Consider the following 12,515-nt stretch of genomic DNA (forward strand, 5'->3'; position numbering starts at 1 on the left):
TTGAAGCATACATCCGAAATCTTAAAATTTATACATCAGCTTTGGCTTTACCACAGTTAATTAAGTACATATACAATAACGGAACAGATGAAGTAATTCGCCGCGGCAAAAAAATATTTTCGCTCGGCTACGTTGAACTGGTTGAAAACGACGAGTTGCTTAACTCGGTTGTTTTCCGTATGCGCGACGATACTTACAATACTTTTTATAAAGTTTACCTGAGCCGGTATAACAATATTCAAACCCTTTCGTTGCGCTGCACCTGCCCATATAATCTTGGTGATATTTGCCGCCACGAAGCAGCCGCATTATTCCGCCTGCAGGAAATGATTGATAACAACCAGCTTGGCGAAACAGAAACAGAATATAAACAGCAACATACCGTTGTAAAGCTGAAACAGCTTGAGCTGCGTTCTATAAAACTGCTTGCTGCACCAGACATATTAACGATTGCAGAAGATTTTCTCCGTACTTATAAAGCCAATATTACCGAAGCGGCTAACGATATTGTAAAAGCAGAATTAAATTATGAAGGCGAAACATATAACCTGCAATTTCGCCGCAATGATGAACGCAATCTTGATACAAGCTGCAACTGCAATACAGAAACGCATTATCCTTTATGCGTGCATAAAGTAATTGTACTGCTGCAGCTAATGCATAATCATGGGCCGAATTTCTTTGACAGCATCAGCAACCGCGACCGCGAAAAAAATAAATTATTAGCCTTATACGGTTATACAGTTGATGATAACCTGGAAGGCAAATTTGAATTCACGTTCCGTGATGGCAAACCTTTTTTGCGTGTGCTTGACCCAAGTATAAAACGTGTGGCGGCGCCTGCACAACCGGAACGTAAACCTTTTCAAATGCCGGTGCAAAAAGAAAAGGAAGTATTGGTTGAAGAAGAGCCGGCCACCACTATTCAATACCAGAAATTAGGTGTAGTATTAAGGCAGGATGCACAGCAATATCCTTTTATACAGGCTGACGCCGTTAAAGGTGAAACCGATGAAGGGCAAAAATATTTTACAGGCAAAATAGAGAAACTTGACCTTACAAAATTTGTAAATACAGAAGATGTAAGCGAAGATGATAAAATGTTGCTGCAGCATTTGCGCAAGCTGCTGCCATCTGAAGTTACGCGGTACCTTAACCGCAACTCTCCTTTCAGCGGTATATGGGAAAATATTATTCAGCAGCATAATGATGATTTGCCTGAAGAAACCCGTTATCTTATTACTGAATATCTTTTACCCAAATACAAAAAGTTGTTCTCCGAAACAAGCGAAGGCAATTTTGCTTTTTCATTGCCGCAGCAAAAGCAATTTGTAACTGCTAACATTGAACCCGCAGTTTTTTCCAATCAGTACATACAGCCGCAGTTTATTATTTCGCATAAAGACAATACTTATGAAGTAAAATGCTTTGTAAAGCTGCTAAGCTCTGTTGTGCCGCTTAAGGAAAATGCTATGGTTTCGCCGTTGGTTTTTCAGCACGAGAACACTTTTTATTTATGGCAAACCACAGAAGATGTTTTGCTGGCCGAACGTTTTTTAACTGAAGGAAAATTAGTTATTACCGAAGAGGACTGGGGCAAACAACTTGTTGAATTTATTCTCCCGTTAACCAAACAATACGATGTTCAGTTTAGCGGCATACAAAAAGAAGAGCTTAAAAATATAAAGCCCGAAATGCGGCTGATGATTAAAGAAAAAAGCGATTATCTTTTATTCCAGCCTTTCTTTAATTACAATGGTTTTGATGTAAAGCCTGAAGATAAAGACCGCATAATTGTTCCGTCTGCAGGCAAGCTTGTTATCATTCATCGCAATGAAGAAGTGGAAAAATCGCTGATTAAAAAAATCGAGAACCTGCATTCGTCTTTCATTCATACGGATGATAATTCGCTTGCACTTAAAGGTGCCGATGTTTTGAAAAACAACTGGTTCTTTTTATTTGCTGATGCGGTGAAGGATATGAATATTCCTGTGTATGGTTTTGATGCGCTGAAGAAATACCGCTTTAATACAGCGAAACCTTCAACAAAAATATTTATCAGCAGCAATACCGACTGGTTTGATGCAAGGATTGATATTCATTTCGGCGAACAAAAAGTTACCGTGGCCGATGTAAAAAAAGCATTGGCCAATAAACAACAGTTTGTGCCTTTGCAGGATGGCACCTTAGGTATTTTGCCTGAAGACTGGATTCGCCGTTACTCCATGCTGTTTGCCGTTGGCGAAGGAAAAGCCGCAAATATTAAACTAAGCAAATATCATTTTGGCGTAATTGAAGAATTGTATGCGCAACGCAATGAAGAAGAAATTTTCTTTAAGCTTGAAGAAAAATATGAGCGCTTAAAAGAACATCATTCTGTAAAACAAATTGACCCGCCGGATCATTTATCGCATGTGTTGAGGCCATACCAGGTTTCGGGTTTTCAATGGCTGAATTATTTAAGCGAAGTAAACTGGGGCGGCATTCTTGCAGATGATATGGGTTTAGGTAAAACCGTGCAGGCTTTATCATTCCTGCATCACTATAAAACAGAACATGGCAGGTTAAGAGCGCTGGTTGTGTGCCCCACATCGCTTATGTTCAACTGGGAGAATGAAATAAAAAAATTCACGCCATTACTTAGCTGGTATATTCATCATGGCAGCACCCGTTCACAGCAATTAGATGCTTTTTATAAATCGGATATTGTTATTACAACGTATGGCACGCTGCGCAGCGATATTCAATTGTTTACCGAAGCAGAGTTTGATTATGTGATTTTGGATGAAAGCCAGGCTATAAAAAACCCGCATAGTAAAGTTACTAAAGCCGCTACGCTTTTAAATGCAAAGAACCGTTTGTGCATGAGTGGTACGCCTTTGCAGAACAATACATTTGATATGTATGCGCAAATGAATTTTTTAAATCCCGGCATGCTGGGCAGCATGGAATTTTTCCGGCAGGAATTTGCTATACCTATTGATAAGTTTGGCGAGAAAGAACAGAAAGAACATTTACGCAAACTATTATATCCATTCATTTTAAGAAGAACGAAAGAGCAGGTGGCAAAAGATTTACCTGAAAAGAGTGAAATGATTTTGTTCTGCGAAATGGGTGAGGAGCAACGCAAAATTTATGACGCTTACCGCAACGATTACCGCGATAAAATTTTAGGCACGGTTGAAGATAAAGGCGTTGGCAAATCGCAGCTTACCATATTACAGGGTTTAATGAAACTGCGCCAGATTTGCGACAGCCCTTCTATTATAAACGACGATGAAAAATACCCGAATGTTTCGGTTAAGCTGGAAGAGCTTGGCAGGGAAATTTCTGAAAACATCGGCAATCATAAAGCGCTTGTTTTCTCGCAGTTCCTGGGCATGCTGGCTTTAATAAAAGAGAAAATGAAAGAGCTGGGTATTGAATATGCCTACTTTGATGGCAGCACTTCTGCAGCCGACAGGGAAAAGGCTATTCAACGTTTTCAAACTGATGAAAACTGCCGTGTATTTCTTATTTCTTTAAAGGCTGGCGGCGTTGGTTTAAATTTAACTGCAGCCGATTATGTTTATATAGTTGACCCGTGGTGGAACCCAGCCGTTGAACAGCAGGCAATTGACAGAACGCATCGCATTGGTCAAACCAAAAATATATTTGCCTACCGCATGATTTGCCAGGACACAGTGGAAGATAAAATTCTTAAACTGCAGGAACGCAAACGTGCACTGGCAGCAGATCTTATTACTGATGATACCAGCTTTGTGAAGAGCCTTACCAAAGAAGATGTGGAATATTTGTTTAGTTAAGGTAGAATGCTGGTTATTACTGCCATTAGTTTACCTTTAATAAACTTTCAATATGAAAATAAAGCTTGAAAATATTGTTTGGAAAGAAGGTGAATTTTATGTGGCTCAATGCTTAAATGTTGAAGTAAGCAGTTTTGGAAATACAAAAGAAGATGCATTAGCCAATTTGCAGGAAGCGCTTGAATTATATTTTGAGGATTCCCCTGTTATTGAAACAACACAAATAGAAAGCCCTGAAATAATTTCAACAGAAATAGAATATGCCTAAACTGTATTTTACCTCACAAAAGGGAAGTCATATTAAATACAGAAAATTTGGGCAGCCGACCTTAACTGTAATCATTCCTGCTGAAAGGAAACAAATACCCGCAGGGACTTTTAATTCCATTTTAAGGCAATCGGGGTTAACAAAAGAAGACTTTGAAAAATAAACCTTTTCATCTTTTCTCCAGCAGCCACCACATTCTTTTCCGCGGCCTTATTTTATAGTTACCGGTTATATAAGTGCGAATATGTTCCATCGCTTCATCAACACTATCGGTGATTAAAACAAGTTCCAGGTCTTCCGGGCTTATCGTTCGTTCTTCTACCATTTGCCCCATAAGTTCTGCCAGGTCTTTATAATATTCTTTACCGAATAAAATAATAGGAAACTCTGTTATGCTTTTTGTTTGAATTAAAGTAAGCGTTTCAAAAAATTCATCCATAGTACCAAAACCGCCGGGCATACAAATAAAAGCGTAAGAATATTTCATCAGCATTTCTTTGCGCACAAAAAAGAAATCGATGGTTATGCTGGTGTGCAGGTAAGGGTTTTCATGCTGTTCAAAAGGCAGCCTTATATTACAGCCAACAGATACGCCATTATTTTCAAAAGCACCGCGGTTGGCCGCTTCCATTATGCCGGGGCCGCCGCCCGTCATGGTAGTAAAACCCATTTCTGCAATACGTTTACCAAACTCCCTTGCCTTTTCATAATAATGATGGCCTTCTTTAAACCTTGCAGAACCAAACACCGTTATGCAAGGGCCCACAAAATGCAGGGTTCTAAAAGCTTTTATAAACTGCCACCATACTTTTAAACTGAAAATTAATTCGTAACCGCGGTTTTTGGGGCCTTCCAAAAACACTTCTTCAGATGGCAGCAGCCTTGTTGTTTCTTCTTTTGTTTCGTTTGTTTCTTTCACTGGCATGCGTAAAAATAAAATGGTTTTGGCCTAACTTAGTCATAATTGTTTACAAATAAATGCCTCGAATATGCTGTTGCACGTACACGCCGATAATCCTAACGAACGTCATATTAAAACCGTAAGGGAATGTTTGCTTGATGGCGGCGTTATTATTTACCCAACCGATACTATTTATGGTTTGGGCTGCGATATTTTTCAGCATAAAGCCATAGAAAAAATTTGCCGCATAAAACATATTGATCCACATAAAGCGCAGTTGAGTTTTGTTTGTTACGACTTGAGTGATTTAAGCAAATACACTAAAAATATTTCAACCCCTTTGTACCGTTTGCTGAAAGAATATTTACCCGGCCCTTACACTTTTATTTTGCCTGCAAGCAAAGAAGTGCCGAAAATTTTGCAAAGCAAAAAAAGCACTATTGGTTTACGTGTGCCTGATAATAATATTGCCCGTGAAATTGTACAACAATTGGAGCATCCCATTTTATCGGCTTCGTTGCCGGGTGAAATGGTGGAAGAATATACTGATCCCGAACTGATATACGAGAACTTCAAAAACCTTGTTGATATTGTTGTGGATGGCGGTGCAGGTGGAATGGTTCCATCTACAATAATAGATTGCACCAAAGAAGAATATGAAGTGCTGAGAATGGGCGCGGGAGAATGGAACACGGTTGACCGTTAACGGTCAACCGCTATGCAAACGGCATTTTTACAATTTTTGCCTTGATAAGCCTGCCGCGTATATCAATAAAAATTTCATTATCCAGGCCGGCATTATCAACAGCAACATACCCCATACCTATAGCTTTACCCAGTGATGGCGATTGTGTGCCGCTGGTTACTTTACCTATCGTATTGCCTTCTGCATCTTTAATTGCATAATCGTGGCGCGGAATGCCGCGGTCAATCATTTCAAAACCAACGAGCTTTCTTTTAATGCCTTCTGCTTTTTGCTTTTCTATAATTTCTTTAGCCGTAAAAGCCGTTGGTTTATTCAGCTTTGTTATCCAGCCCAGGCCTGCTTCAAGCGGTGAGGTGGTATCATCAATATCATTGCCGTATAAACAAAATCCCATTTCCAAACGCAATGTATCTCTTGCGCCAAGACCAATAGGTTTTATGTTTTCTGCCCGGCCTGCTTCAAAAATGGCGTTCCATATTTTATCAGCATTATCCTCTTTATCTTCCCTGTCTGACGACGAGGCAGGAAAATATATTTCAACGCCGCCGGCGCCGGTATAACCGGTTGCACTTATCAATACATTCTCAACACCTGCAAACGTTCCTTTTACGAATGTGTAATATTTAAGGTTGAGAATATCTATATCAGTTAGTGGCTGTAAAATTTTTGTAGCGTTAGGGCCCTGTATGGCAAGCAGGCCGGTTTTATCGCTTATGTTGTGCAGTTCCACATTGTTTGAATTGTGCTGTACAACCCAGTTCCAGTCTTTTGCAATATTACCGGCATTTACCACCAGCATATACACTTTGTTTTCTTCAATGCAATACACCAACAGGTCATCAACAATGCCGCCTTTGTTGTTGGTAAAGCAACTGTATTGCGCTTTGCCATTGGTTAGTTTAGATGCATCGTTGGTGGTTATGCGTTGAATAAGGTCTAAAGCATTTTCGCCTTTCAAAATAAATTCGCCCATGTGGCTCACATCAAACACACCAGCGTTATTGCGCACCGCAGCATGTTCATCGTTAATGCCCGTGTAACTTATCGGCATATTATATCCTGCAAACTCAGCCATTTTAGCGCCAAGTGCAATATGTTTTTGTGTGAAAGGAGTGTGCTTCATGCCTAACCCAAACGGGATTTTTAAAATGATTTAATTAATTGCGGCAAAAATAAATGATGCAGGGTGTGAAGTGAAATAATTGTTGCGGAGGGCGTTTTATTTTGTCAAATGTAGAAAGCAGCCTCTGTAGGCGTAGTCCGGTGTTGAAAGTTTCCATAATTGTCCACATACAAGACATTCATAAATCTGGTACCCAACATCTTTCCGGTTTGTGTTTACAAACGCTCTCATTTTAATGCTTTTGTCATTAGCAATCTTCTTCGTCAACACTAAGTCGAACTCTTCAAAGTCCGCTTGTGTAGGGAAAGATATTATTTCACTATTAAAACATTTGTCGCACATTGGTTTATTTACTTTTCAATGCCCTGTTCCCAAAACTTGTAAACAGCAAGCAAATTTATTGTTCCATACAAAAACCCATATGTCAAGATGTAGTTTTGTTGTGATAAACTATCTCTGAAATAATGTTCATACTTTGAAACCCATGCTTCATCAATCTTTTTAGCATAAGCCACGTTGAAGCTTAAGTACTTAACTTTAGTGCTGCAAGCCATTTTCTACCATATAATTTTTAAATAGTAATTACTGCATGAAGCCGATAGTTCAAATATCGTTAGACCTTACAAATATTGATGAAGCGCTGGAAACCGCCGCTATGGCTATGCGGGCCGGTGTGGATTGGCTGGAGGCCGGTACCCCTTTAATATTAGCGGAAGGATTGCATGGGGTTAAAAAATTAAGGGCGGCTTTTCCCGGTGTGCCCATTGTAGCCGATTTAAAAACAATGGATGGCGGCTACCTGGAAGCGGAAATGATGGCCAAAGCGGGTGCAACGCATGTGGTGGTAATGGCAAGGGCGCATGAAGAAACAATAAAATGCGTGGTAAAAGCCGGAAAGGATTTTGGCGTAAAAGTAATGGGTGATAATCTCGGCTGTAATGATATGGTGGCTGCTGCCAGGTGGCTCGAAGACCTGGGTTGTGATTATATCGTTCATCATATTGGTTATGATGAACGCCGGGGTATTGCCGCACAGGGGAAAAGAATGCCAAGCCCGCTGGATCAGTTAGGCGCTGTGGTGAAAGCCGTAAATATTCCTGTGCAGGCAGTGGGAGGATTATCGCTTGAGCAGGCGATTAAATGCCCCGCCTATGGAGCGCCGTTAGTGGTATTAGGCGCCCCGCTTACAATTGATGCGGATGCTTTCAGAACGGCGGACGGCAACCTGGAAGAATCACTGCGGTTGATTTGTAAAAAAATTCATAGTTATGGCGAGGTAAATAAGTGAGATAAAATGGTTAGATGATTAAACGCTTTCAGTTATTTAACCATCCGGCAATACACAATGAATTTATTTAGCCTTTTGAAATAAACCACATAGATTCATAGTTGTTTAGCATAGATAAGAAAGTGACACAAAGGTTTTCATCTTCGATGAAAATACCATAATCCACTTTGTTCTTCGCTTAAAACTAAATATATTTTTCTACGCAATTACTATATTTCTATGTGGTTAAAATAAGTCTAAACAACTTCTATATAAAAAATTGTTCTTTTAAGTTATGATCAAATCAGCAGCAGTAGTAAACTATGCACCCGAAAAAGGTTCGGTGGAAATAAGAGAAATCAATAAGCCTGAAATAGGGGAAGATGATGTTTTGCTTGAAGTGGTGAATGTGGGCGTTTGCGGAAGCGACCTGCATCAATGGACTGCCGATCATAGCTGGCCGGTAAATTACCCGGTTGTGCTCGGCCATGAATTTGGCGGCCATATTGCAGCAACAGGAAACCGTGTAAAAAACTGGAAAGAAGGAGACAGGGTTGTAAGTGAAACAGCGGCTATTATTAATCCCGATAACCCTATGTCAAGAGCGGGTCTCTACAATCTTGATCCAAACCGGAAAGGATTTGGATATGGCGTGGATGGCGCCATGACAAAATATGTAAGAGTGCCCGCCCGCTGCCTGCATCATGTGCCTGGCGAGCTTTCATTTGAGCAGGCTTGCTTAACAGAACCTTGTTGCGTTGCTTATAATGCAGTGGTTGAAAATTCAAGAATAAAACCCGGTGACCGCGTTATCGTATTGGGGCCGGGCACCATCGGCATCCTTTGCGCTGCGGTGGCAAAGCTCTGCGGGGCAGATGTGGCAATCGTTGGCCTGGAAGCAGACAGGCGCCGCCTGGATATTGCAAGGCAATACGGCGTTGAACCAATAACCGGTGACGCAACAGAATGGGCTAAACGAAAAGATGGGTTAGGCGCCGATTTTATCATTGACGCAGCCGGGGTAAGCATTACTTTAAAAATTGCATTGCAGTTGGTGAGGCCAAACGGGCATATCACCAAAGTGGGATGGGGACCGCAGCCACTGGGTTTTTCATTGGACCCATTGGTGCAGAAAAATGTTACGCTCCAGGGAAGCTTTAGTCATAACTGGCCGGTATGGGAAAAAGTAATTTCCTTATTAGCTTCCGGGAAACTGGATGTAAAACCAATTATAGGCGGCGTATGGCCCATTACTGAATGGCATGAAGCCTTCGAAAAAATGCATAAAGGAGAAGTGGTAAAAAGCGTTTTGAAACCAGTTTAATCATCAGCTATGCGATTGCAGAATAAAGTCATAATCGTTACCGGCAGTACAACCGGTATTGGTAAAGCCATTGCCAAACGATGTGTGGAAGAAGGCGCAAAGGTGGTACTGCATGGGCTGGAAGAAGAATGGGGCAAAGCGGTATTACATGAAACACGCGGCGATAAGGCCGTTTTGCACATTGAAGATATAAGCAGGGAAGGCGCGGCAGAACGATTGGTGCAACTGGCCGTAAAAACATTTGGTAAACTGGATGCCGTTGTAAATAATGCAGCACTTGTTGCTTCGTCCAGTATCCATACAACGGACCCAAGCTTCCTGCGGAAAATACTGGAAGTAAATACAATTGCCCCTTTTAGTTTAATTAAAGCCGCACTGCCTTATTTATCTGAACAAAAAGGTTGCGTGTTGAACATAGGTTCGGTTAATGCTTACAGTGGTGAACCCAACCTGCTCGCCTACAGCGTTAGTAAAGGCGCTTTAATGACGATGACAAGAAATCTTGGTGATACTTTATTCCGTGAAAATCATGTTCGGGTAAACCAAATCAACCCGGGATGGGTTTTAACGGAAACGGAAAAGCAACGTAAAAAAGATCATGGCCTGGCGGAAGACTGGTATAAAGATTTACCATCGGTGTATGCACCGGCAGGTAGAATATTGTGGCCTGCGGAAATTGCTGCTGCTGCTGTTTACTGGCTGGCGGATGAAAGCGGCCCCATCAGCGGCCAGGTGGTAGATATAGAGCAGCATCCTTTTATCGGGCGCAACCCTCCCAAAGATGCTTCTACAATCAAAACATCCAAATAACCAACGGTAACCAACATGCCAAAATTAGCAGCGTTTCCCAAAGCATTTATGCAGGCTTTGTGTAAAGACGGAACAATGAAAGTAAGCGAATGGATTGACCTTGCTTCAAAGCTCGATATTGATGGCCTGGAATGGTATGCCGGTTTCCTGGAAATGAATGATAAAAGGAACTGGCCTTTATTCCGGCAAATGGTAAGCGATAAAGGCAAAGTAATCCCGATGATGTGCTGCTCGCCCGATTTCACGCATCCCGATAAAAAATTCCGCGATAACGAAATGGAGAAGCAGAAGGTGTGGATTGATATGACGCATACACTGGGCGGGTCTTATTGCCGTGTTTTATCAGGTCAAAGAAGGCCGGGATTATCCGTTGAAGAAGGCGTGAAACTGGCAGCAGATTGTATTTATGAATGTTTGCCTTATGCACAGGAAAGAAATATTACATTGATATTGGAGAATCATTATAAAGATGATTTCTGGGAATATCCCGAGTTTGCACAAAAAATGGATGTATTCTGCAAATTGGTTGACGCTGTTCAGCATCCTTTCTTTGGCGTGAACTATGACCCAAGTAACACCTACCTCGCCGGCGAAGACCCTGTTGAGTTATTGAAAAGGGTTTCGCACCGTGTGGTTACGATGCATGCCAGTGACCGTTATTTGAAATATGGAACGATAGAAGACCTGCGCAACGAAGAAGGCGGCGCAACAGGATATGCAAAAAGGTTAAGCCATGGTGAAATAGGAAAAGGCTTGAATGACTATGATGCTATTTTCTCCGAATTAAAAAGAGTGGGCTTTAATAGCTGGATAAGTATTGAAGATGGTGTTGACGGAATGGAACAATTGGAAAGAAGTGTTGCGTTTTTAAGAAAAAAAATAAAACAATACTGGGAATAAATATACTTGTACGGGTTCGCTTTTTTTATGTTGCAAGGCACAAGTGCGATGCGCTGCAAAGGCTAAGCGGCATACTTGCGACAGAGAAGCTATCCCTAATCATTTAAATTCTGGTATTCTCAACTTAATGAAATTTTCCTTCTTCTTCGCCGCAATGTCTCTTCGCCTTGCTTGTGTGCGGATGGAAGGACATTGCGGTTTCATGTATGTAATGCTGTTAAATCAATATCCCTTAACTCCATAAAGCTTGTAACAGGATAGATTCCTTGATTGCCTGCATAGTAATATTTGGCTGAGCTATGTTCATATTGTTCCGGAAGTTCAACCAGCTTTGCTTTGCAGGGATTGAAGTGTATATAATCTAATTTTTGTTGAATGAATTTTTCTGTGCGGCATTCTTTCCAGTCGAAGGATGTTTCGAAAACGCTATGCAGCTTACCTTCTTTTATTTCTGTTTTATTTAAACCTGATGATAGCTCGCTTAATATTAAATGACTATTCTGCTTCCGCAGCCGGTTTATCAAATCATACGCTATAAACCGTTTGCCGTTAGATATAATTGTATTGATGCTTTTACCTGTATTGCTGAATGCAATAACTGCGTGAACATGGCTTGGCATGATGACATAGCCGATGATATAATGACTTTTTTGCTTTAGGTGATTAAACCAATTGTACACGGCATCGTAAGCATTGCAGATTTTAAATAAAGGCAGCCAATTACTGCAAGTGAAGGTTATAAAATAGGCCCCATCTTTTTCTGGTATGGCTTTACGTACGGGCATGGTTGAAGTTATGGGAAAAGATGGGCTTTTGTGCTCCGTAGGCCGCAATGTCCTTTCCTGTGCTCATGGCTTTGCTAAAGAGACATTGCGGAGAAGGAGTTATTTTGTTTCAGTTTTGAAAAAGGGAAAAGCCTTCACAACTTATTTCATTACGCCGGGTACGAACAACTAATTAAAGAGCGAGAAAAAGATGATAAAGAGGCGGCTAAGTACGGCGAAACGATAGACAGAAGCAATGATGTTCGCGTAATCTGTAAGTCAAAAATTGAAGCTGTATGGCTTGCGTGTGTTGAGTTTATAAAATGGTATAACAATCAAAACGTTGTGTCCGAAAGGTAGCAGCTAACGTTTATCGGCTTGGCGTTGTGGCGGTATTCTGTATTCCGTCTGCCGACAACTGAAGCCGATTGATGAACTAATGTACAAGTTTATTTCTACTGCTCAATAGCGTTCCGTCAAGCTGGATATACTGCAGATTAGCGATAGTAAGCTGATGTTTATTCCTTCAAGCCGCCATAACGCCAAACCGCATGTTGAACTAAACCTACGGAAGCCTTCCGCACTATCCGTAACTTTAGCCCTCATCAAAAAAGAATAAATATGGCAACGAAAAAAAATCGCCGGA

The 12,515-nt window shown here is 41.0% G+C and carries 11 protein-coding genes; 8 read left to right on the forward strand and 3 right to left on the reverse strand.

Features of this window, described 5'->3' with window-relative positions:
- Positions 1–41 precede the first annotated feature (41 nt).
- The 3 genes from BM015_RS20775 to BM015_RS22090 are packed head-to-tail and all read left to right on the forward strand — an operon-like array spanning position 42 to position 4,237.
- A complete protein-coding gene (locus tag BM015_RS20775) occupies positions 42–3,806 on the forward strand; it encodes a DEAD/DEAH box helicase (RefSeq protein ID WP_090663205.1) in 3,765 nt (1,254 codons plus the stop codon).
- 52 nt (positions 3,807–3,858) lie between these two features.
- Positions 3,859–4,074, forward strand: a complete 216-nt coding sequence (locus BM015_RS20780) for a type II toxin-antitoxin system HicB family antitoxin (RefSeq protein WP_090663207.1) — start codon at positions 3,859–3,861, stop codon at positions 4,072–4,074.
- Complete coding sequence (locus tag BM015_RS22090) at positions 4,067–4,237, forward strand: type II toxin-antitoxin system HicA family toxin (RefSeq protein ID WP_090663210.1); 171 nt, start codon at positions 4,067–4,069, stop codon at positions 4,235–4,237. Before BM015_RS20780 ends, BM015_RS22090 begins: the two co-directional genes overlap by 8 nt.
- A 6-nt stretch (positions 4,238–4,243) precedes the next feature.
- Here the strand turns inward: BM015_RS22090 and BM015_RS20790 are convergent, their stop codons facing one another.
- The gene (locus BM015_RS20790) at positions 4,244–4,999 is read right to left on the reverse strand and encodes an LOG family protein (protein ID WP_090663212.1); all 756 of its coding nucleotides are present in this window, start codon (positions 4,997–4,999) and stop codon (positions 4,244–4,246) included.
- Positions 5,000–5,063: 64 nt separating this feature from the next.
- On the opposite strand from BM015_RS20790, the gene BM015_RS20795 reads away from it, so the two are divergent.
- Positions 5,064–5,681, forward strand: coding sequence for an L-threonylcarbamoyladenylate synthase (locus tag BM015_RS20795; RefSeq protein ID WP_090663214.1), 618 nt, complete (start codon positions 5,064–5,066; stop codon positions 5,679–5,681).
- Positions 5,682–5,691: 10 nt separating this feature from the next.
- Here the strand turns inward: BM015_RS20795 and gcvT are convergent, their stop codons facing one another.
- Complete coding sequence (gcvT, locus tag BM015_RS20800) at positions 5,692–6,804, reverse strand: glycine cleavage system aminomethyltransferase GcvT (protein ID WP_090663215.1); 1,113 nt, start codon at positions 6,802–6,804, stop codon at positions 5,692–5,694.
- 589 nt (positions 6,805–7,393) lie between these two features.
- Here gcvT and BM015_RS20815 point away from each other — a divergent pair.
- The 4 genes from BM015_RS20815 to BM015_RS20830 all read left to right on the forward strand — a co-directional run bounded on the left by BM015_RS20815 (position 7,394) and on the right by BM015_RS20830 (position 11,105).
- The gene (locus BM015_RS20815) at positions 7,394–8,092 is read left to right on the forward strand and encodes an orotidine 5'-phosphate decarboxylase / HUMPS family protein (RefSeq protein WP_090663221.1); all 699 of its coding nucleotides are present in this window, start codon (positions 7,394–7,396) and stop codon (positions 8,090–8,092) included.
- Positions 8,093–8,366: 274 nt separating this feature from the next.
- Entirely contained in the window at positions 8,367–9,395 is a 1,029-nt protein-coding gene (locus BM015_RS20820) for a zinc-binding dehydrogenase (RefSeq protein ID WP_177191981.1), read from the forward strand.
- A 9-nt stretch (positions 9,396–9,404) separates the two neighbouring features.
- Complete coding sequence (locus BM015_RS20825) at positions 9,405–10,205, forward strand: SDR family NAD(P)-dependent oxidoreductase (protein WP_090663223.1); 801 nt, start codon at positions 9,405–9,407, stop codon at positions 10,203–10,205.
- Positions 10,206–10,220: 15 nt separating this feature from the next.
- Positions 10,221–11,105, forward strand: coding sequence for a sugar phosphate isomerase/epimerase family protein (locus tag BM015_RS20830; RefSeq protein ID WP_090663225.1), 885 nt, complete (start codon positions 10,221–10,223; stop codon positions 11,103–11,105).
- 200 nt (positions 11,106–11,305) lie between these two features.
- On the opposite strand, the gene BM015_RS20835 is transcribed toward BM015_RS20830, so the two are convergent.
- Positions 11,306–11,890: a transposase gene (locus BM015_RS20835; protein WP_090663228.1), complete on the reverse strand. Its 585-nt coding sequence runs from the start codon at positions 11,888–11,890 to the stop codon at positions 11,306–11,308.
- Positions 11,891–12,515 lie beyond the last annotated feature (625 nt).

The organism is Parafilimonas terrae, from assembly GCF_900115755.1.
GTDB classification, from domain to species: domain Bacteria; phylum Bacteroidota; class Bacteroidia; order Chitinophagales; family Chitinophagaceae; genus Parafilimonas; species Parafilimonas terrae.